Annotated in this window: 18 protein-coding genes; 3 read left to right on the top strand and 15 right to left on the bottom strand. The window is 59.8% G+C overall.

What is annotated here, in order from left to right:
* Positions 1-70 precede the first annotated feature (70 nt).
* The 4 genes from ACYQ6M_RS08710 to ACYQ6M_RS08695 form a co-directional block, all read right to left on the bottom strand.
* Positions 71-643, bottom strand: coding sequence for a GNAT family N-acetyltransferase (locus ACYQ6M_RS08710; RefSeq protein ID WP_460073313.1), 573 nt, complete (start codon positions 641-643; stop codon positions 71-73).
* Entirely contained in the window at positions 640-1197 is a 558-nt protein-coding gene (locus ACYQ6M_RS08705) for a helix-turn-helix domain-containing protein (RefSeq protein WP_460073311.1), read from the bottom strand. Before ACYQ6M_RS08705 ends, ACYQ6M_RS08710 begins: the two co-directional genes overlap by 4 nt.
* 92 nt (positions 1198-1289) lie before the next feature.
* A complete protein-coding gene (fabF, locus tag ACYQ6M_RS08700) occupies positions 1290-2552 on the bottom strand; it encodes a beta-ketoacyl-ACP synthase II (protein ID WP_460073309.1) in 1263 nt (420 codons plus the stop codon).
* Positions 2553-2652: 100 nt separating this feature from the next.
* Positions 2653-3072 (bottom strand): MarR family winged helix-turn-helix transcriptional regulator, encoded by a 420-nt coding sequence (locus ACYQ6M_RS08695; RefSeq protein WP_023000044.1) that lies wholly within the window; start codon positions 3070-3072, stop codon positions 2653-2655.
* A gap of 142 nt (positions 3073-3214) precedes the next feature.
* On the opposite strand from ACYQ6M_RS08695, the gene ACYQ6M_RS08690 reads away from it, so the two are divergent.
* On the top strand, positions 3215-3778 hold the full coding sequence (locus ACYQ6M_RS08690) for an HdeD family acid-resistance protein (protein WP_031268980.1): 564 nt from the start codon (positions 3215-3217) through the stop codon (positions 3776-3778).
* Positions 3779-4034: 256 nt separating this feature from the next.
* A complete protein-coding gene (locus tag ACYQ6M_RS08685; RefSeq protein ID WP_460073307.1) occupies positions 4035-5153 on the top strand; it encodes a TauD/TfdA family dioxygenase in 1119 nt (372 codons plus the stop codon).
* An 81-nt stretch (positions 5154-5234) separates the two neighbouring features.
* On the opposite strand, the gene ACYQ6M_RS08680 is transcribed toward ACYQ6M_RS08685, so the two are convergent.
* The 10 genes from ACYQ6M_RS08680 to katG form a co-directional block, all read right to left on the bottom strand.
* The gene (locus ACYQ6M_RS08680) at positions 5235-5972 is read right to left on the bottom strand and encodes an anti-sigma factor (protein ID WP_206905358.1); all 738 of its coding nucleotides are present in this window, start codon (positions 5970-5972) and stop codon (positions 5235-5237) included.
* The gene (locus tag ACYQ6M_RS08675; RefSeq protein WP_152512082.1) at positions 5969-6517 is read right to left on the bottom strand and encodes a sigma-70 family RNA polymerase sigma factor; all 549 of its coding nucleotides are present in this window, start codon (positions 6515-6517) and stop codon (positions 5969-5971) included. Before ACYQ6M_RS08675 ends, ACYQ6M_RS08680 begins: the two co-directional genes overlap by 4 nt.
* Before the next feature lie 235 nt (positions 6518-6752).
* Positions 6753-7541: a DUF4394 domain-containing protein gene (locus tag ACYQ6M_RS08670; protein ID WP_023000039.1), complete on the bottom strand. Its 789-nt coding sequence runs from the start codon at positions 7539-7541 to the stop codon at positions 6753-6755.
* A 220-nt stretch (positions 7542-7761) separates the two neighbouring features.
* On the bottom strand, positions 7762-8466 hold the full coding sequence (locus ACYQ6M_RS08665; protein WP_055658527.1) for a pseudouridine synthase: 705 nt from the start codon (positions 8464-8466) through the stop codon (positions 7762-7764).
* A 1-nt stretch (position 8467) separates the two neighbouring features.
* Positions 8468-9511, bottom strand: coding sequence for a class I SAM-dependent methyltransferase (locus tag ACYQ6M_RS08660; RefSeq protein ID WP_055658525.1), 1044 nt, complete (start codon positions 9509-9511; stop codon positions 8468-8470).
* 57 nt (positions 9512-9568) lie between these two features.
* Positions 9569-10141: a GDYXXLXY domain-containing protein gene (locus tag ACYQ6M_RS08655; RefSeq protein WP_460073304.1), complete on the bottom strand. Its 573-nt coding sequence runs from the start codon at positions 10139-10141 to the stop codon at positions 9569-9571.
* Positions 10138-11499: a DUF2157 domain-containing protein gene (locus ACYQ6M_RS08650; RefSeq protein ID WP_460073302.1), complete on the bottom strand. Its 1362-nt coding sequence runs from the start codon at positions 11497-11499 to the stop codon at positions 10138-10140. The genes ACYQ6M_RS08655 and ACYQ6M_RS08650 overlap by 4 nt, the downstream gene beginning before the upstream one ends.
* A gap of 425 nt (positions 11500-11924) precedes the next feature.
* The gene (locus ACYQ6M_RS08645; protein WP_460073300.1) at positions 11925-14564 is read right to left on the bottom strand and encodes a DUF3141 domain-containing protein; all 2640 of its coding nucleotides are present in this window, start codon (positions 14562-14564) and stop codon (positions 11925-11927) included.
* Between the two features lie 9 nt (positions 14565-14573).
* Positions 14574-15338 carry an enoyl-ACP reductase FabI gene (gene fabI, locus ACYQ6M_RS08640; RefSeq protein WP_206905353.1) on the bottom strand — a complete coding sequence of 255 codons (765 nt, stop codon included), beginning with the start codon at positions 15336-15338 and terminating at the stop codon, positions 14574-14576.
* Between the two features lie 275 nt (positions 15339-15613).
* Complete coding sequence (katG, locus tag ACYQ6M_RS08635; RefSeq protein WP_460073298.1) at positions 15614-17785, bottom strand: catalase/peroxidase HPI; 2172 nt, start codon at positions 17783-17785, stop codon at positions 15614-15616.
* Positions 17786-18036: 251 nt separating this feature from the next.
* On the opposite strand from katG, the gene ACYQ6M_RS08630 reads away from it, so the two are divergent.
* Positions 18037-18960, top strand: coding sequence for a LysR substrate-binding domain-containing protein (locus tag ACYQ6M_RS08630; protein WP_055658514.1), 924 nt, complete (start codon positions 18037-18039; stop codon positions 18958-18960).
* A 21-nt stretch (positions 18961-18981) separates the two neighbouring features.
* Here ACYQ6M_RS08630 and ACYQ6M_RS08625 read toward each other — a convergent pair whose 3' ends face one another.
* A complete protein-coding gene (locus ACYQ6M_RS08625) occupies positions 18982-20160 on the bottom strand; it encodes an MFS transporter (RefSeq protein ID WP_460073296.1) in 1179 nt (392 codons plus the stop codon).
* Positions 20161-20195 lie beyond the last annotated feature (35 nt).

Raw genomic sequence — 20195 nt, 5'->3', positions numbered from 1 at the left:
CAGGCAAATCCCAGCGGAGACCCGGGCCTCGGGCCTCCGCCGCCTGTACTGCGGAGCAAATCGCTTCCCCTCACCGCAAATCCTTGAAGAACACGGTTGTCGCGTCCAGATGGCCGTGGCTGTTATAGGCGTAGTCCGGAATGACGCCGACCTTCTGGTATCCGCAAGTCGGGTAGAGCTTTTCCGCCCGATCTCCGGTGACCGTATCCAGCACCAGCATCCAGCGGTTCTCGGAACGGGCAAGGCCATCGATGGCCGACATGAGCTTTCTGGCAAGTCCCTTGCGCCGATGTTCCGGATGAACCATCAGCTTGGCGACGTCCGCCCGATGGGGCTGGTTGTCGGCTCCTGCCTTCACAAGCATCACCACGCCCGCAATGTCCGCCCCTTGACGCGCGGCAAGCAGAAATGCCTCCCCACTTTCGATGGCGGGCAGCTTGCTCGCCCAGAAGGCTTCCGCCTTGTCCTGTGGCATCGGCAACAGGAAGCCGATCCCGGCACCATCTTCGACACATGCTTTCAGAAGCTGCCCCAGGGCGGGAAGCGACCTGCGCACCTCATCTGCGGACAACAGACCGACGGGGGCTTCAGGCGTGAACGTCTGGACTTGCAGAGGATCGGTCTCGGTTACAGGAAGTGTCATGGCGTGATCACCGTCAGGAAATAGCGTGCCGGAACCGTTCCAGACGCGTGGTAACTGTTGGGGGCGTTGAGACGAAACCGCAGGGCATCACCAGGTTCCAGGTCGTAGGCATCCGGGCCGATGACCATCCGCAGGCTCCCCTCCAGTAGCACAAGTTGATGCTCCAGATCCGGAACCGGCGGAGCGGCATAGGCAACGGTGGCACCCGGGGGTATGCAACCTTCGATCATGGCCCCGCGATACCCGCTTGCTGCCGGCGTTAATGTGCGGCGGACATAGCCTGTCTCCGGGTCCGTCCAGACGGCCTGCACGTCCCGAGGAACAAGCCGCTCGATTGTTGCGGAGGCTGCTCCGAACAGTTCGGCCATTGAGAGGCCGAATGCCGCGGCAAGTTTTCCGAGAACGCTTGCGGTCGGGCTGGTATCGCCGCGCTCGATCCGAGACAGGGTGGCCCGACTGATACCGGTGCATTCGGCCAGATATTCCAGTGGCCAGTTTCTGGCCCGTCGCAGCTCGGTCAGCCGCCGGGCAAGATCTTGATCAAGGTTCGACATCAAAAAATCCCATAAATGAGAATTTTCTCATATATGGGATTCTTGATTTTAAAAAGCTCAAAGAATGAGCAGTGTCTGACGGTCGTTTAGTTTCACACCTTCGAGAACACCGCGCTGGCGTTCACACCGCCGAAACCAAAGCCATTGGTGAGGATGTGGTTGACGTCACGAGCAATGGCCTTGCCGGGGATCATTTCGAACCGGCTCATGGCCTCATCGGCCGCTTCCAGATTGCGGGAAGGCGGCAGCAGACCGCTCATCAGGGCCTTGACGCAGGCGATTGCCTCCACGGCTCCCGCGGCTCCCAGCAGGTGGCCGAACATCGATTTTGACGACGACACCGCAAGGTCCTTGCCACGGTTTTCGAAAAGCGTTGTCAATGCAGCAATTTCGGCAGCATCGCCGACGGGCGTCGATGTGGAGTGCGCATTGACGTAACCGATTTCACCGGGCGAGAGATTGGCCGTCGACAAGGCCTGCCGCATTGCCCGCAGACCACCCTCACCGTCCGGCGAAGACGCGGTAACGTGATAGGCGTCGGCACTGGTGCCGTAACCGGCCAACTCGGCCAGGATCGTCGCACCGCGGGCGGTGGCATGATCATGGTCTTCCAGGATCAGGATGCCAGCGCCTTCGCCCATGATGAAGCCGTCACGGTCCTGGTCAAATGGCCGGGACGCATGGGCCGGGTCGCCATTGCGTTTGGAGGACATGGCCTTCGCGGCACAGAACCCGGCGTAGGAAACCTTGTCGATACAGGCTTCTGACCCGCCTGCCACCATCACGTCGGCTTCTCCCGAACGGATAATACGGGCGGCATCGCCAAGGGCCTGAAGGCTGGCGGCACAGGCAGTCACCGGCGCGCCAATCGGCCCCTTTAGGCCATGCCGGATGGAGACCTGCCCGGCAGCCAGGTTGGCCAGGAACGACGGCACCAGAAAAGGCGACGCCCGGCGGGGACCTTTTTCGTCCACCAGCCGCGTACCGGCGGTCATGGCCGGAAACCCGCCAACCCCGGTCGCGATGATCGTGCCTGTGCGTTCCTTGTCCCTGTCGGACTTCGGCTCCCAACCCGCATGGGCCAGCGCTTCCTGAACCGCCCCCATGGCAAAATGGATGAACCGGTCAGAGCGGCGCTGTTCGCGCGGATCCATCACTGCATCGACATCAAAGCCATGCTCGTCTTCTGCTTTCGAAGGAACCTCGCCTGCAATCTGGCAAGCCAGCTCACCTGCATCGAAGTGGGTGATCTGGCGGATGCCGTTGCTCCCGTCTTTCACCCGGTTCCAGAAGGCATCTACCCCGGTGCCCAGCGGGGAAACGGTCCCCAGTCCCGTCACGACCACACGTCGCATGTCTTACCTCACATTGGTTTGCCAGCGCCCCCGCCCCGGCAGTTAAGATGTGTCGAGGCGGTTTGCCAGTCCGCCCGAAATGGAAATTCTTTTTGCCCGGCTATAGCTCCGAGAGCCGTTTCAGGGTGTCGATGGCACGCAGAAATTCATCGCTGCCGAGATGTCCCTTCACGTCTGCCTGGGCCTGCCGCCACAACGGGACGGCAGTATCAAGAAGCTCCGCACCCTTCGGGGTCAGCCGATACTGTTTGCTGCGGCCGTCCCGGACGGGTTGCGATGCGACCAGCCCCTTGCGCTCCAGAAGAGCGACATTGCGCACCAGTGTCGTTCGTTCCATGGACAGCCGCTTGGCCAGTGCTGCCGTCGTCACGCCTTCGTATTTGCGGATCGAGACAAGAACGGAGAACTGTCCGGCCGTCATGCCAACCTGCCGCGCCAGCTTGTCGTAGTGCCGGCTGACGGCACGTGCGGCCTTGCGCGCGTTGTCGAGAACGCAGAGCGAGAAATCGTCTTCTTCCATGCGGGCTTTGTGTGCATATACACATCAAAAGTCAAGTCACAGTCGAACGATCCCCTTCCCGGGCAATTTGTCATCAGGATATTGCGTTTATTTGCAAAGGGGTTACGGTCAACAACGGCAACCGGAGCGTGAGGAGGTCAAAATGACAGATGCTGTTCAGGCCGTAGAGAATATGAGAAGAAAGATCCAGGACAACTGGGGCTGGTTTCTGGCGCTCGGCATTGCGCTGGTCATAGGTGGCATCATCCTGATCGCCGCTCCCCTGGCAACGTCGATTGCCGTGACGATCCTGATCGCGGCCGTGCTATTCGTCGGCGGCCTGGTTCAGATCTACAATTCCTTCAAGACCCATGGTACCGCCAGTTTCCTCTGGAACCTGATCACCGGCATTATCGCCGTCATCGGCGGGATCGTGATTTATGTGAACCCGCTCGCGGGAACCATCGCGCTGACACTGGTGATTGCCGCCATCTTCGTGGCGCAGGGCATCAGCCAGATCCTGCTGGCCTTCAAACTGAAGCCGCATGACGGCTGGGTCTGGGTGCTGATCGCAGGGCTTGTGTCCCTGGTGGCTGGTGCCATGATCTGGCTGGAGCTGCCGAGTTCGGCCGCCTGGGCGCTTGGCCTTCTGGCCGGCATTTCGGTGCTGATCAACGGCTGGAGCTACATCGCCATTGCCCTTGCAGCCAAGGCATCCAAGAACTGAACCTGAAATTATTCGAGACGACTGGCACCTGGCAGAATTTAATTTGCCGGGTGCTTTTTTTGATGTAGCGTTTTTCAGGTTCAACAGCAGGCATCGCCTGCGTTCAGGCTGTTCCGTGGATGGTTTCTGTTCTCGGCCGCAATGGCGGCAATCCGCATAACAAGGCCTATTGGTGGTGGCCGCCCCCTGCCGACCGTTGATGTTTGCCGGCTCTTGCCGGTGTCCCTGCTCTCCAAGACATCAACGGATTTTAGAAATGACGAACGTGACCTTGCGCGGTGAAGACCGCATGCTTTCTGTCGCCTGGACCGATGGCACCAGCACCGACTTTCCCTACATCTGGCTTCGCGACAACTGCCCGAGCGGGTTTCATCCGCAAACGCAGGAACGCCATTTCGACCTGACCGGCATTGCGATGGATATTTCCATCGCGAAGGCCGAACAGGATGCGGATGAAATTATTCTTACCTGGTCCGGCGACGGCCATGTCAGCCGCTACAGGGCCGACTGGCTGTTCGATCACCGGCCTGGGGTCGGACTTGCCGATCCAGCCGAGATCGAACCTGCGCTGTGGCGCGGTGATCTCGCCCCGGAAAGCCTTCCGCGAGCGGCGGCCGCCGACTTGATGGTCAACGACGATCTCCTTCTCGCTTTCCTGATCGAAGCCAAGAAAACCGGCCTTGCTCTTGTCGACGGCATGGCTGACGACGTGGAGGCAGGTGTCGATGTCGCCCGCAGGATCGGTTTTCTTCGGGAGACCAATTTCGGCACGACGTTTGAGGTCATTTCCAAACCGAACCCGAATAACCTGGCCTATACGTCCCATGCCCTTCCTTTGCATACGGACCTGGCCAATCAGGAACTGCCACCAGGCTTCCAGTTCCTGCATTGTCTTGCCAATGAAGCAGAAGGTGGCGGTTCGACCTTTTGTGACGGCTTCGCGATTGCGGACGATCTCGCCCGGCTTGATCCGGAGGCCTTCCGGCTCCTTGCCGAGACGCCGGTGCCCTTTCGCTTTCACGACGAGGACTACGACATCCGCCGCCATCACACGGTGATCGAACTCGATCTGTTCGCACGCGTGCAAGAGCTCCATTTCAACGCCCATCTCGCCGGGATCTTCGATCTGCCGGCAGATCAAATGGAAGCTTATTACGGGGCGTATCGCACCTTGATGCAGATGACCCGATCAAGGAATTACGTCATCACCACACGGCTGAAAGGCGGAGAGATGGTGATCTTCGACAATCGGCGGGTCCTGCATGGCCGAGCCGCTTTCGACCCCGGCACCGGGTTCCGCCATCTGCGCGGCTGTTATGTTGACCGCGGCGAATTCGACAGCCGCATCCGAGTCCTCAGCCGAAAAAGGAATTAAGGGTCTCATAGTCAAGAGCGCCCGAACATGTCCGGGCGCTCTCCAGTTCTTTACCCCTTCCGGTGCTTTTCACACCGATGATCAGCGAGGCTCCCTCGCAAGACCCTTGCCGAGGATGGGGCCGGTCGGCAACCCGGTTGGAGAACCTCCCGGCTGTTCGAAGGTGATCTCATAAAGCTGGTCTGGCTTGGGAACCGGCAACCCGGCAGCTTGCAGGATCGTTTGTTTAGGCTCATCGAAGATGCCCAGGGAAACCGGCGGCCCATCCGGATCCGGTTTGGTCCAGAGCTGAAGGATCGTTCCTGCCGGAACATCGGTCTGCCCCAGAAGCGTGACCTGGGTCGCGTTGTTCTCAGCCCCTTCGATCATCGCAACAGGCTGCCCGGCATCGTTGACAAGCACGGCAATCACCTGCGGCTCAACTGTCGTCATCAGGTTCCAGACAAGCGCGATGGCAAGTACGAGGCTCGCTGCCAGACTGGCTGCCGCCGTCCACATCAGTGGCCTGCTGCGCTTTTCTCTCTCGGACTTGAGATCCACCGGCGCCTCAACACGACTGTCTTTCGTCTCGGGAGCGGCAATACTTTCTTCCACGGCGTCCAGACGCCTTTCAACGCGATGCCAAAGGCTCTCCGGCACGGCTTCACGGGGCGTCGCGGCGTCCAGGGCGGCGAACCGCTGACGGGCAAGTTCCACGAGAACGGCCAATTCCGGCTCCTTCATCAGGCGATCTTCCACTTCGCGCTGTTCTTCTGGGTCGCACAGGCCAATGACGAATTCGTCGGCAAGTTCGGCAAGGTTTCGGCGGGCCGTTCTCATGACATGCACTCCCGCAAGGAAGTCAGGCCACGGCGCACCCACGCCTTTACCGTTCCAAGGGGGGCCGACAGCCGGCCGGCAATTTCACCGTGGGTGTAGCCCCAGATATAGGACATCAGCACGGCACTGCGCTTTTCCGTTTCCAGTCGTCCGAGACAACGGCGCAACTCGCTGTCATGGCCCAGCATTTCCCACGCCTCGTTCAGTTCGCTGCCGTCGATCTGGCGTTCCAGCTTGTCGTCATCGGTTGCCGCTTCCCGGGCCCCGTCACGAAGCATGTTCAAGGTCCTGTTCCGCAGGACCGCGTAGATCCACGCGCGTCCGGATCCCTTCGCAGGGTCAAACTGGGAAGCCTTGCGCCAGATCAGGACCAACGCATCCTGGAGGGCATCTTCAGCAAGGTCCTGCCGGCGCAACATGCGCTTGGCAATGCCCAGCATCTTGGGGCCTTCCAGTTCCAGGATCTGTCGCAGGGCCTGCCGGTCCTTGCGTGCACAGGCGGCCAGTAGGGCCGCGTGATCCACTTCGCTTACGCTTTCCGGCATATCCAGCACGTTGGTCTCACTTGTTCAATCTCACCAGGGCTCCTGACTGCTACGCATCAGAAGCGTTGCCGGACCAGTCGTACCGGTAAGGGACCGGAGCAGCCTGGGGTGGGTGGTCCAGGCTGCTCCGGCAATCGGCTTTGCGAACCAGGTGGGAAGGGGCCGCAAAGCCCAGAGCATCCTTGTTCATTCAGCGGGCTGAAGATGCTCTGTCAGCATGTGTTTTGGATGGGGCTTACATCGCGGTCATGAACGTGATGTCGCGCAGCGGCCATTCCAGGCCACCCAGTTCCCAGCTGTCGGTCACCTTGCCGGTTTCCAGCGAAACGGTGTGCAGCCACGTGCCGGTTGCCAGCCAGGCCTTGTTGTTGCCTTCCGCGTCGGTGGCAACATCAAAGGCATAGGTTTCGGCAGCGTCCACACCCAGTTTGCCAACGGCCGCAAGGGTGCCATCGTTCGGCGAAGTCTGACGGATGACGGCACCAATGGTCGCGTCGATGTCATACATCGCAGTCGTTTCCGGCTGGCCATAGGAGTTGATGTAGGCGGCTGCAACGATGTTCGGCGCCTCACCCGCATGCATGTCCTTTTCCTCAAAGGCCAGGCTGCCGTCGACGGTCACCTTGCCGCTTTCGATATCAACCCGGTGGTTGGTCACACCGGTCATGAAGCGCAACTTGTTGGCCTTGGGGTTGAAGTCGACGATGACAGGCTGCCCGTCTTTCAGCGGCAGCATCTTGTCCATCTTGGAAATCACCGTTGCCGCACCGGTCTTCGGATCAATCTCGACGATTTCATGAGCGCCACTGACGCCGATCAGCTGCCCCGTCGCCGGCCGCAGGTCAATGCCGAGCAGGCTGTCGACACCGGAAACTTCCATCGTGTCGGTGACCTTGCCGGAATTGCTGTCGATGACCACCAGGGTCTTTTCACCGGCAAGACCGATCGCAGGGGTCGCGTGAGCAGCGCCAGCGGCAAGAACAAGGGCGGATGCTGTCAGAAGGCTACGTGCAATAAGGGGCATTTCAGATCTCCGTCTCTCAAAGGCAGGAGGCATCGGATTGGCCTCACTTCCCGGAAACACGGCAGATCGAATTTTGGATGCAGCAGGGGGAAATCTTTTTTGGAATTTTTCAGAAATTGGCGATCAGAAGAAATCTAACTATCTGAATTTATTGAACTTAGAGAAAAGACTTTTCATCACAAAAAATTCCTCGCTCGCCGCGAAAAAGGGAACCGTGACCTCATCCGCCTTCGAAAATGCGTGTCTTTTCTTCTTCGGACAGCACTTTCCATTTGCCCTCTTCGAGACCTTCCAGACCGAGGCCGCCGATGTGGCTGCGGGTCAAGTCGGTGACATGATTGCCCGTTGCTGCAAACATGCGGCGTACCTGGTGATACCGGCCTTCATGCAGGGTCAGCCGGGCATGGGTTTCGTCCAGAACCTGAAGCTCCGCCGGCTTCAGCGGCTTGTCTTCACTTTCCAGCATCATGTCGCCGGAGGCAAACAGCGCGCCTTCGTCGCCCTTCATCGGGCGGTCGAGTGTCACTTCGTAGATCTTGGGAACTTCGGACTTCGGCGAGATGACGCGATGCAGGAATGTGCCGTCGTCGGTAAACAGCAAGGCACCGGACGTTTCCTTGTCCAGCCGACCGATGGTGGACAGAACCGGCTTTCGCATGCGGAACCTGTCCGGCAACAGGTCATAGACCAGCCGGCCCTGATCCTTGATGGAGCAGGTGTAGCCAAGCGGCTTGTTCATCAGGATCACCACCCCGTGTGCGGGGTCGAGCGGCTCATCGTCGAAGAGGATGTCCTCGTGAGCGGTCTTGGCATCCGCCTTCAAACGGCTGCCCTCGCGGTCTGTGAGCCACCCGTTGCGGATGGCGACCTGCATTTCCTTCCGGCTGCCATAGCCGAGATTGGCAAGGAGTTTTACAAGACGCATCTTACCGACCTCCCTTGCCTTTGACGGCCCGGATCACCTTGTAGCCACCTTCGTCGGCGAGCTGTTTCACATCGGCGAAGACTTCGCCCAGCGTGTGCTCGTAGGGAAGATGCCGGTTCGCGACCATGAAGAACTCGCCACCCGGCCGCAGTCCGCGGGCAGCGGCGCGAATGAAGCCCTGACCGACGTCGGCACGATCTGCCTTGCCGGCCTGGTGGAACGGCGGGTTGGAGACGATGAAGTCGTAAGGTCCTTCGATGCCCTGGGTCACATCCGACCAGATGCCGTTCATCGTTCTGAGCCCCTTGAAGGCAGCCAGGTTCTGTTCGGCCAGATCCAGCGCACGCTTTTCCGCCTCGTAGAGATCCATCGAAGTGACCTTCGGAGCTTTCTCGAAAACGGCACGTGTCAGATAACCGAAGCCCGCTCCAAGATCAGCGCCTCTGCCCTTCAGCGTTGCCGGCACAAGGTCTGCCAGAAGTCTGGAGGCCGGGTCGATCCTGTCCCAGGCGAAGATGCCCGGCCGGCTGACGAATGCGCCGTCAAGCACGGTCCGCGGCGCATCGAGTACCAGCCATTCGGCGAGAAGCGCGGTGTTCAGGCTGTCATCGGAAAGTTCACTCCAGACAACCCGGCACTTGTTCTTGGTCATTTTCTCGGCGCTGCCCAGAAGCTCCTGAAGATCGCTTTCCAGCGTCTTGGCACCTTCGGTGTTGGGCGCGCAGGCAATCACGGTCCCACCCGGCCGTGTCTTTGAAACCGCACGGGCAAGCTGTGCCCTTGCTTCTTGCCGTTGACGACCAGGAAGAACGAGAACAGCGTCGAAGCTTTTATCTTCCGTCTCCGCGTCTACCTTCAGCCCTGCCTTTTGCAGCGCATCCCGGTCTGGTGCGAAACTCTGTTCGCAAACAAGATCTGCGTCCGCAAGCGCTGCAAGCGGACGCCCTGTCCTTGCGCGCAGGAACAGGACGCGGCTCTTGTCGGCAAGCTCGACAGCCCCGGTTTCAAGAGGCAAGACGAGTGTATCGAGCGCGGGATCGGACATGGCGGTCTTTCAGACGGGTTTCAGCTGACGCGCTCATACCGCCAGAATGGCCGAAGGTCAAAAGATCGCATCAGACCGGATTGCTTTTCCATCCACCAGCAGGTTTACCGGCAGCGACCGGCCGTCTTCGGTCAACGAGATTTCAAGAAGAATGCGCGATGTGTCCATGCGTTCGATTTCAAGTCCCTCGCCCTCGGGCAGGAAGAAGGCATCGATACCGTAGTCCACCCGTATTTCGTCACCAAGAACGGAGCGAACGGTACCGGCGATCGCCTGATCACCGGCGTCAGCTCTTTCCTTCGCGATCAGCACCGGCACCGCAGCACCCGTTCCTTCTGACTTCAGACCGACGAAGATGCTGTCTCCCGACAGGACCTTGTCAGCACCGGGCACCGTCCTGGAAATGGTGCCGATCGCAAGATTGATCACTACATAGTCGCCACGGAGCAGGTCTCTCGGGTCAACCGGCACCACGGCAAGCGAAACAGCGCTTCCGCTGTGTTGCACGTCCAGCCGGTCGAACAACGGGATTGAGATGAGGCCAAGCTGGATCAGGGCCAGAAGTCCCCAAAGCAGCCATGGGGCGCGGGACTGCGGTTTTGAAACGGGAGTTGCAGTTGCCGTGGTCATTCCTGAACCTCCCCGGTGACGTCACCTTGTTCCGGCGTCCGGCCACCGCGCCTCATCAGACGTGCCAGCCAAAGGGCCATTGCCAACAGCAGAACTCCTGCCACCAGGAAGAACAGCGACTGCCCCAGCAAACTGCCGATGGTGACCTGAAGCAGCCAGAGCGCGACCGCAGTCAGGCCGAAATAGGCACAAAGCATCCAGAACCTGTTGTTATACCATGTCCCCAGTGCGCACAGACCGATCAGTGCGGCCAGAACAAAGGCTGCCAGAACGAGAACGTTGGCCGTCAGAACCGGCATCAGCACGGCCACGAGCGCCAGGCCGGTTGCCCCGAAGAGCGCCCCCGACTTCACGGTCTTGTAGGATAGCAGCAGGCCTGTCACCAGGAGAGCCAGAGCGACGGCCAACGGCACCATGGCAGGGAGCGTTGCAAGGCCGCCCAAGGACGGTTCATCCGCAACCTCGGGAACAAACACGAGCGCCAGGACGACCAGCACCGACAAGACCAGAATACCGACATCCTGAAGGGACCTTGCCATCAGCCAATGCCCATGACTGCGCGTCGGCCGGTCGCTTGACCACTTCACGAAAAGATCAGCAACGGGATCGAGCAACATCATCGCGGCCGCCATACCACCGGTTCCGGCTAGGAACATTGCAGTGATGAAATCATCGCTGGAGCTCATCAGTTCCGCTGTTTCGCCAAACCACCGGCCATAGGTTACCCAGAGCAGCGAAATCGCGGCCCAGCGCGAAAGCCGTGCGGGGTGAACGACCGGATGTGCAAACACCGCGACAAGAAGGAGAAACCCGATCAGATCTTCCATCAGCGGTGCCGAACCGAATTCGGACCGCATGACCTGCCAGGTTATGGCAGCACCAGCAGCGACGATCAGGGATGTTTTCGAACCGGTGAGCCACGCGGCAGCCAATGCACCGAGACAGACAAGGAAAGCACCACCGGGCCAGTCGGCAGGCAAGTGGAAGATCTGTCCGACCAGCGCCATGCCACCGAGAAAAACCAGCGTGGCAAAGCCAGTGGCAAGATCCGCGATACCCTTGCGCCCTCTTGTAGCGGCAAAGGCCGCAAGACCGTTGCTCGCAACGACAAGCAGTGCAATGCCGACGAGCTTCACGGACTTCGGAATAGCTCCCCAGTTTGCCGCTATGAATGCCAGCAGTGCCAAAGCCACGCAGACCATTCCAATTCCGGCAAGGGCCATGGGCAGGCGTGAACGACCGTCGTCCTGATCCTGCTCCTTCAATATGGCCGTTGCACCGGCAGAACTCACCCAGCCCTTCTCGACCCAAAGTTCCAGGTCGTCCTTCAAGCGTTTCTTATAGGCCCAGTCGAACATGCGGCTCCGCCAGTTTTCTCTTCATTTTTCTCTCGCAGCAGGGTTTTCCCTCACCCAGGTACAGGGGATTCCGAACCGCGAGCGGCTCTGCTTCGGACAAGAAGTAGGCATTCGGGTGGCGAATAGGAAGTTTGTCTTTCGCCATCACGCTGGAGCGTAGCGAAAAATGCAATAAAAACAGAGTTTGAAATTCGGCAGCTCAAATTCCTGCCGGAAGCAGCGTTCCGGCACTTGTGAGCAGCACCGATCTTGCTATGCTTAACGGACAAATCCGGCGGTCGGACATCGGCGCCACCTGTGCCGGATTGCCGGAAACATGTCTTAGCCTGCTAAGCGAAACACCGTTTCAGATCAGAGCCAAACTCCAAAAATAATTCCAGGGGGGCTCTGTGGGGGCGTCCGAGAGGCCCGGACGCCCCCTATTATTATTCAGCCCGTTCCTGCGGTTTTTTCGCGCTGCTGCGTGATTTGCGTGGAGCCGTCGTCTTACGCGCCGCTGCCTTTCGCGTTGCAGTCTTGCGAGGAGACGATTTGCTCGGCACTGACGCAGCCGAAGCCGCCCTAACGGGAGCTGTCCGCGTTGGCGCCGACTTCGCGGGGGCCTTGCTCGCCGCCTCTTCCTGTGCCGCTCGGGCGTCTGCCTTACCCGGCTCGACGACTACATCGGTCGCGGCAAGGGGATCTTCCGTGATGTCTCCCGAAACAGGCGGCAGGCCCAGCACCTTGTGGAACTGCTGCAGCGTTTCCAGTGTATGCGGCGTCATTTCGTCTATTGCACCGGGAATGAACCGCACAACCTTGGCCGCGAGTTCCCGCTCTTCCGGGGTTTTCAGAAGCTTTGGCAAGGTTTCGATTGCCAGTTCGGGGGCAAATTCGACGATCAGCGTCTGTTCCTGAAGAATGAAACTGCGTTCGTCCGCATTGAGCGATTTGAACGGTTCGTCCTGTGTCAGGACACGGGCTGAGCGTTCCAGACGGTCGCGGCGAACATTGCCCCGGCTGTCGGCAAGCAGGATCAGCATACGGATCACCGCTTCGCAGAAACCACCTTCCTCGATATGCATCAGGGCTGCCTGGACCGGCGGCAAGCTGCGCAACTCGTCCTTGCGCTTCAGCGTTCGGCCCGGTTGCTTGGTTCGGCCGAACCAGCGCATGTAGGGCGTGCCCCAAATGGAATAGAAGAGGTTCTCGTAGGCTGTGTCGCGCAAATCCCGGAAAAGATCCATGGACTGCTCGATCAGGGCCGCATTGACCTTTTCCAGTTCGACAAACGGATTGCCTGCAGTGGCCGGAGACCTTTCGTTCCTTGCACGTTCGGCAATACCGGGCAACCAGCCGAGAGCCGGATTTAGGCTGGAGAACAGCGCACGCTGCATTCTGAGCGGATGGCTCTTGCGACGCAGATCCGCGCTCTGCTCGGTGACGAAAGCCTGCACGAAAGGCCGTACGCAAACATCGTAGAATTCGGCCTGCTGCTCGGATGCACGGGCAACAGCGGCAAAGGGTATTTCATCGTCCCGGCCATCATCGATCTTCGTCAGGTCTTCCATCTTGCGCTCATGGAAGCTGACCGTGAATTCCCGCTCCAGCAGCGGGCCTTCATAGTCGTCGATGGTCATTTCGTAGAGGCCTGGTGCCAGCGCCTCGATTGTCTTCAGTGTCGAGGTGACTTCCGTGTGCTCCTTCTTCGCAATCTTGGAGGACACGAAAATGCCGAGATGGCCAACCTGTTCGTGGATCATATAGATGATCCGCTGGCCACGAATGGCGATTTCCCGCTCATCCGTGTAGGTGTCGATGATCCAGTTGAGGGCCTGCTGCGGCGGTGTGATGTTGTCGCCATAGCTGGCGAAAACGATGATCGGCGCGCGAATATGCTTGATGTCGACGTTTCGGCCGGGCTCAAGCTGTGCCTCATTCTTGGAAAGACGGTTGCCGACGAAGAGCTGCTCGACAATCCACTTCATCTCAGCTTCGTTCAGCAGGAAATACCCGCCCCACCAGCGTTCGAACTCCAGGAAACGCTTTGGCTCGGTATCTACCTTGGCATAGAGATCGTAGTACTTGCCGAAGTAGTTCCGGGCCGGATTGAGCAGTTCGAAATTCTGCACGATGTCGGCGCCATCGAAGATGCCGTGACCAAGGTCGGAGTAATACATCGCGTTCCAGGTCCCACCCAGGACACCGGCATTATAACGCATCGGGTTTTCACCGACCCGGCCGGACCATGTGGACACAGGCGCCCCATTGAGGATGACCGGCCCGGTCAGATCCGGGTTCATGGCAGCCAGCAGCAGCGTCGCCCAACCACCCTGGCAATTCCCTGTCACCACCGGGTTCGGAGCTTCGGGGTGAAGCTCCATGACCTTGCGCACAAAGGCCGCCTCGGCATGGGTCACGTCCGCCAGTGTCTGGCCTTTCTCCGGCATGCGCTTGAAGGCAACAAAGTAGACCGGGTGACCGTCATGCAGGGCAACGCCCACCTGACTGTCCGGTTTGAAACCACCGATCCCGGCTCCGTGTCCGGCCCGTGGATCGATGATGATATAGGGCCGTTTCCAGGGTTTCGGATCACGGCATGGCAGATCTGCGGGCGGAATGATTTTCAGCAGCATGTAACAGCTGGGGCGCGGCAGATCGGCACCATCCAGAACCACTTCATAGTCATAGATCAGGACAGGTGGACAGCCGGCCTCTTCGTGATCCAGGAAGATGTCACCGCGCTGACGAAGCGTGTCCATTGTGAGAACCATGCGCTGGGCCGCATCCTTCCAGTAGTCTTCCCAGGCCTCGTATAAAGACCCTTTTTCCTGCGCACCGCCCATGGCTTCCACGGCTTTGCCGAACTCGGAAATATTCGACTGCCAACGGGTCTTGTGATCGTCCGAGATCCGGGTCAGGTGCTTCGTCAGTCCCCTGCCCATCAGTTCCGCAAGGTTGGACAGCTCCGTCGCCTGGGCCTGCAGTGCCGTAAAACGCTCCGAGGGGCCCCAGGCGGTGGCATCATGCAGCGATTCCAGAAATTCGTTCTGGCCTTTTTCAAGCGCGTCAAAAATGTCCTTCATCAGGACCTCCTATCCAAGAATGCTGTAGCCACCGTCGATCGGGTGCACTGCCCCGGTGACGTTGAACGCCTCCCGGCTGGCAAGAAAGGCGGCATAGGCCCCGACATCGTCGATCGTGGCCAGTTGGTGTGTCGGCGCGCGTTCAGCCGCGTCGTTCAGTAATGCGTCGAATTCGGCAATGCCCGATGCGGCACGGGTCTTGAGCGGACCTGGCGACAGCGCATGGACCGAGATCCCCTTCGATCCGAGCTCGGCTGCCGCATATCGGGTGGCCGCTTCCAGCGCGGCCTTGACCGGGCCCATGACGCCATAGTTCTCGACGACCTTCTGCGCGCCCATGAAAGAGACTGTCATGCAGGTACCGCCATGGGGCATGAGCGGCTCGGCCCTTTTGATAAGCCGCAGGAAGGAGTGGACGGAAACGTCCATGGCCAGCGAAAAGCCGTCCGCGGAACAGTCGATCACACGACCATGCAGGTCTTCCTTTTTGGAGAAGGCGATGGAATGGAGCAAAGTGTCGAGACGGCCCCATTTGGCCCCAATCTCGGAAAACAGCGCATCCATCTGCTCTGTATCACGCACGTCGAGCGGGGCAATGATTTCCGCATCGAGCTGTTCGGCCAGAGGCCGCACGTAGGCTTCGGCCCGCTCATTCAGATAAGTGATCGCCAGATCTGCTCCCTGCGCACGGAAGGCCTTGGCGCAGCCATAGGCAATGGACTGATCGTTGGCGACACCGACAACAAGGGCCTTGTGGCCCGTCAAATCAAACATATGCGCACAGCTCCCGAAACCTTGGGCGGCCAGGACGGAGGGAAACCGGCCGACCACCACACTTCGCTGTCTCAAGCGCAACCTGAAACTGCTTCGCAGTGCACCATAAACCTTGTGACGGAACAATGACCTTTTCAAGGAGATAAGGGTTAGTGCTGATGAAAATGATCTGCTGCAGCGCAAAATCAGCACCGGACGGAAAGCCCCCCCAAAGAAAACGGCGCCCCGGGAAACCCCGGGGCGCCGCCATCTGTCTCAAATTGCAGATACCGTCCTTAGATCAGGTCGAACCGGTCTGCGTTCATGACCTTGGTCCAGGCTTCAACGAAGTCCTTCACGAACTTCTCGTTGTTGTCGTCCTGAGCGTAGACTTCCGCATAGGCCCGCAGGATGGAGTTGGAGCCGAAGACCAGGTCTGCGCTGGTTGCGGTCCACTTCAACGTGCCCAGCTGACGGTCGCGCACTTCGTAGGTACCGTCGGCAACCGGATGCCAGCTGTTGGCCATGTCGGTCAGGTTGACGAAGAAGTCCGTGGTCAAGGCACCTTCACGGTCGGTGAAGACACCATACTTGGAACCACCGTAGTTGGTGCCCAGCACGCGCAGGCCGCCCACCAGGACAGTCATTTCACGCGCGGTCAGGCCCAAGAGCTGTGCACGGTCGAGCATCATCTCTTCCGGGCTGACAACGTATTTCTTCTTCTGCCAGTTGCGGAAGCCGTCAGCGAGCGGCTCCAGAACTTCAAAGGACTCTGCATCCGTCTGTTCGTCGGTTGCGTCACCGCGGCCCGGAGCGAACGGAACAGAGACGTTGAAGCCACCTGCCTTGATTGCCTGTTCCACACCGAGATTGCCGGCCAGAACAATGACATCGGCAACCGAAGCACCGGTTTCGGCAGCAATCGGCTCGAGCTTGGCCAGAACCTTGGCGAGGCGTGCCGGTTCATTGCCTTCCCAGTCCTTCTGCGGCGCGAGGCGGATGCGCGCCCCATTGGCGCCGCCGCGCTTGTCGGACCCACGGAAGGTCCGGGCGCTGTCCCATGCGGTTGCGATCATCTCTGCAGCGGTCAAGCCACTGGCTGCGATTTTCGCTTTCACGGCGTCCACATCGTAGGAGGTGGAACCAGCCGGGATCGGGTCCTGCCAGATCAGGTCTTCAGCCGGAACGTCCGGACCAAGGTAGTTGACCTTCGGGCCCATGTCGCGGTGGGTCAGCTTGAACCAGGCGCGGGCAAAACAATCGCGGAAATAGGCTTCGTCAGCCATGAACTTCCGGCAGATCTCGTTGTAGACCGGGTCCATCTTCATGCCCATGTCGGCATCGGTCATCATCGGGTTCCGGCGGATCGACGGATCAGATGCATCAACCGGCTTCTTGTCTTCCGGCATGTTGACCGGTTCCCACTGCCAGGCACCAGCCGGGGACTTGCGCAGTTCCCAGTCGTAGTTGAACAGGTAATCGAAGTAGCCCATGTCAAACTGGATCGGGAATTGCGTCCAGGCACCTTCGATACCGGAGGTGAACGCATTGGAAGCCTTGCCACCCTGTTCGGTGTTCGCCCAGCCGAAGCCCTGCGACTCGACGCCGGCGGCTTCCGGCTCGACACCAATTCCTTCAGCAGACCGGTTGCCGTGGGCCTTGCCGACGGTGTGGCCGCCACAAGTCAATGCCGCGGTTTCCTCGTCGTTCATCGCCATGCGCTTGAAGGTTTCGCGAACATGCGCTGCGGTTCTGACCGGGTCCGGCTGGCCATTCACGCCTTCCGGGTTGACGTAGATCAGGCCCATGTGGATCGCCGCAAGCGGGTTCTCCAGGGAGGTCGCATCATCGGCGTTTTCAAAACGGTTCTCGACCGGTGCGAGCCATTCCTTTTCCGAACCCCAGTAAACGTCGGTTTCCGGACCCCAGATGTCTTCCCGGCCGAAACCGAAACCGAAGGTTTTGAAACCCATGGATTCGTAAGCCATGTTACCGGCCAGAATGATCAGGTCGGCCCAGGAAAGCGCGTTGCCGTACTTCTTCTTGACGGGCCACAGCAGACGGCGGGCCTTGTCCAGGCTGGCGTTGTCGGGCCAGGAGTTCAGCGGAGCGAACCGGATGTTGCCGGAGCCCGCGCCGCCGCGGCCGTCCTGCATGCGGTAGGAACCGGCGGAATGCCATGCCAGGCGGATCATCAGACCGCCGTAGTGACCCCAGTCAGCCGGCCACCAATCCTGGCTTTCGGTCATGAGCGCACGGACGTCGGCCTTGACTGCCTCGTGGTCGAGACCCTTCACGGCTTCACGGTAGTTAAAGTCGGGGTCCATCGGATTGGTGCGTGCACCGCGCTGGTGCAGGATGTCGAGGTTCAACGCATCCGGCCACCATTTCGTTACCGGCTTGTCCATCGCCGTGTTGCCGCCGTGCATTACAGGGCAACCGCCTGTCTTTTCCACCTTAGCGTCCATAACTCTCTCCACTGTCATCTGAAACGTTCGATTATTCGGGCCGCGTGAGACGCCCGTGATATCCGCAAGGCCCGTATGAGCCCGGGACAGATCGGTTTCCTCAAATCTCCCAAAATCTCCGCGCACAAAAATCAACCGGCATCGCAAGGGGTGTTTGCATGCCACCTGATCTCGTCTGTGCAGATTGACGCTAGCAAAGGCAATCGATCAGAGGAAGTTGAATTTTCTGATAAGTTCGATAAGTTATGCTTATGATCAATATCACCCTCAAACAGTTGCGCTATTTCGAGGCCCTCGCTCGGCACGGTCATTTCGGCAAGGCAGCCGAGGCCTGCGCCATTTCGCAGCCGGCGCTGTCCATGCAGATCAAGGAAATGGAGGAAGTGCTCGGCGCGAGCTTGTTCGAACGCGGGGCCAGACAAATCCGCCTGACACATTTTGGTGAAGTTGCCGCCGAGCGTGCCCGCGACATCCTGCGGGCCACCGAGGAGCTGGGTGACCTTGCCAGGGCATCACGCGAAAGGCTTGTCGGGCGGCTGCGCATCGGCGTCATTCCGACTGTCGCCCCCTATCTTCTGCCGAGCGTTGTCGGAGCATTGACCAGGAGCTATCCGGAGCTGGACATTCATGTGCGCGAGACAGTGACGCCGAACCTGATCGACGAGCTGGACGAAGGCCGCCTCGACACGGCTATTGTGGCCTTGCCGGTTTCCGAAGGCACACTTGCCGAAACGGCCCTTTTCAGCGAGCGCTTCGTGCTGGTGCGCTCGGCGCGGGAAGCCAACGCACCAATGCCGAGCGCCGACAGCCTGCGCGAGATGCGGTTGCTTTTGTTGGAGGAAGGCCATTGTTTTCGCGATCAGGCCCTGTCCTTCTGCAACCTGCAATCCGGCCCACCGCGCGAAGTGCTGGACGCAAGTTCCCTTTCAACGCTGGTCCAGATGGTCAGTGCGGGGATGGGTGTCACCCTGATTCCGGAAATGGCCGTTCCCGTGGAGACGCGTTCGGCATCAGTTGCGATCTCGCGTTTTGAAGCCCCCGAACCGACCCGGACAATCGGCATGGTCTGGCGTAGAAGGAGCCCGTTGGCAGGCCAGCTCACCGAGATCGCGGATATCGTCAGACGGTCAGCAGAAGGGTTGACGGCCTTGCGAGACCAACCGGCGGTCAGCTGATCTGCCACCCCATGCCACGTGTTACGACTGCGTGGCGGCGCGCCGGAATGTCATGACGCCCAGCACTGCCATTGCACCGGCAAGGCCAAGCAGGACGGCCCTTGCGTCGTCTCCGGCTGCGAAAATGGCGACGATGAGGCCAGCCAGCGGCTGCGACAGATTGTTGAGGCAGATGATCACGCCGGTTGTCTTGCCGAATTCCTCCGGCGGTATGATCTCCTTGCGCAAGGTGCGTACATAGATGTTGAACATCTTGTCGAACCCGGCGATCAGCAGGAAACCTGCCGCATAGATCAGCGGATGGGCTCCAAGGCCTGTCAGCACGGCCCCCGCGCAGATCAACCCGTAAGCCGTAACGCCGAGGGTCTTCAGGCTGAGCGCAACATGTGCGGTCAGCGTCAGGACGGCAAGTGTCGCCAGGGCTCCGCCGACCTGAAGCCAGGCGTAGACCTGTTCGCTTTGGCTGAAAAAGCCCGTCATCATGGCGGCAGCCGTTGCCAACGTCGCGCCAATGATCAGGTTGACGCCGGCGGCCTGCAGGATTGCCCGCGTCAGGCCCGGCAATGCCCAGACCAGCTTGAGCGCGTGATTGAGGTCCGCCACGGGATGGCGTGAAACACGCCTGCCTGGAGCGCCTTCCATTCGCGCCTGACCGGGCCAGAAGTAAAAGGCTAGATCGGCCAACACAAACAGGACCGTTGCCAGCACGACCACTGCCTGCCAGGGCCAGAACGCCATGAGGTAGGCGGCGACCAACGGACCGAGCACGACGCCCATTTGCGAGGCGAGCTGTCCGTAACTCGCCACTTTTTCGAAACGCTGGTCGGAGAAGGCACGTACAAGCACCATTTCCAGCGCCAGCATTCCCTGCGTCGTGAAAATGCCGACAACGGCAGAAAGCCCGATCAGCCACCAGACCCCACCAAATGCAAGCTGACCGGCTATACCGACAATACAGGCCACAGCCCGCAGGATGCGGCTGATACGCAGCAGCAGGATCGGCGAGAACCGGTCACACAGAATTCCTGCGACTGGAAATGTCAGATAGCGCGGCAAGGTTTCGAAGAAGAAGGCGAGGCCGGACCAGGCGACATCGCCGGTTATCTGGAAGATCACCAGCGGCACCAGAAACAGGAGGATCTGGTCGGCCAGAACCGTCAGGAACATGGACGCGAAAAAGGCGTGGTCGCGGACGAGCATTTGCAGCTTTCGAGGGAGCAAGTGTGGCGAGACAG

The organism is Roseibium sp. ROS1 (assembly GCF_054658215.1).
This window is presented reverse-complemented; position numbering and strand designations above follow the sequence as displayed.

Bases quoted from the DNA above. Each gene is read 5' to 3' on its own strand.
- katG (WP_460073298.1), bottom strand. From the start codon at position 17,785: ATGGACGCTAAGGTGGAAAAGACAGGCGGTTGCCCTGTAATGCACGGC.
- ACYQ6M_RS08650 (WP_460073302.1), bottom strand. From the start codon at position 11,499: ATGTTCGACTGGGCCTATAAGAAACGCTTGAAGGACGACCTGGAACTT.
- fabI (WP_206905353.1), bottom strand. From the start codon at position 15,338: ATGTTTGATTTGACGGGCCACAAGGCCCTTGTTGTCGGTGTCGCCAAC.
- ACYQ6M_RS08705 (WP_460073311.1), bottom strand. From the start codon at position 1,197: ATGTCGAACCTTGATCAAGATCTTGCCCGGCGGCTGACCGAGCTGCGA.
- ACYQ6M_RS08695 (WP_023000044.1), bottom strand. From the start codon at position 3,072: ATGGAAGAAGACGATTTCTCGCTCTGCGTTCTCGACAACGCGCGCAAG.
- ACYQ6M_RS08670 (WP_023000039.1), bottom strand. From the start codon at position 7,541: ATGCCCCTTATTGCACGTAGCCTTCTGACAGCATCCGCCCTTGTTCTT.
- ACYQ6M_RS08660 (WP_055658525.1), bottom strand. From the start codon at position 9,511: ATGTCCGATCCCGCGCTCGATACACTCGTCTTGCCTCTTGAAACCGGG.
- ACYQ6M_RS08645 (WP_460073300.1), bottom strand. From the start codon at position 14,564: ATGAAGGACATTTTTGACGCGCTTGAAAAAGGCCAGAACGAATTTCTG.
- ACYQ6M_RS08690 (WP_031268980.1), top strand. From the start codon at position 3,215: ATGACAGATGCTGTTCAGGCCGTAGAGAATATGAGAAGAAAGATCCAG.
- ACYQ6M_RS08680 (WP_206905358.1), bottom strand. From the start codon at position 5,972: ATGAGAACGGCCCGCCGAAACCTTGCCGAACTTGCCGACGAATTCGTC.
- ACYQ6M_RS08710 (WP_460073313.1), bottom strand. From the start codon at position 643: ATGACACTTCCTGTAACCGAGACCGATCCTCTGCAAGTCCAGACGTTC.
- ACYQ6M_RS08630 (WP_055658514.1), top strand. From the start codon at position 18,037: ATGATCAATATCACCCTCAAACAGTTGCGCTATTTCGAGGCCCTCGCT.
- ACYQ6M_RS08665 (WP_055658527.1), bottom strand. From the start codon at position 8,466: ATGCGTCTTGTAAAACTCCTTGCCAATCTCGGCTATGGCAGCCGGAAG.
- ACYQ6M_RS08685 (WP_460073307.1), top strand. From the start codon at position 4,035: ATGACGAACGTGACCTTGCGCGGTGAAGACCGCATGCTTTCTGTCGCC.
- ACYQ6M_RS08625 (WP_460073296.1), bottom strand. From the start codon at position 20,160: ATGCTCGTCCGCGACCACGCCTTTTTCGCGTCCATGTTCCTGACGGTT.
- ACYQ6M_RS08675 (WP_152512082.1), bottom strand. From the start codon at position 6,517: ATGCCGGAAAGCGTAAGCGAAGTGGATCACGCGGCCCTACTGGCCGCC.
- ACYQ6M_RS08655 (WP_460073304.1), bottom strand. From the start codon at position 10,141: ATGACCACGGCAACTGCAACTCCCGTTTCAAAACCGCAGTCCCGCGCC.
- fabF (WP_460073309.1), bottom strand. From the start codon at position 2,552: ATGCGACGTGTGGTCGTGACGGGACTGGGGACCGTTTCCCCGCTGGGC.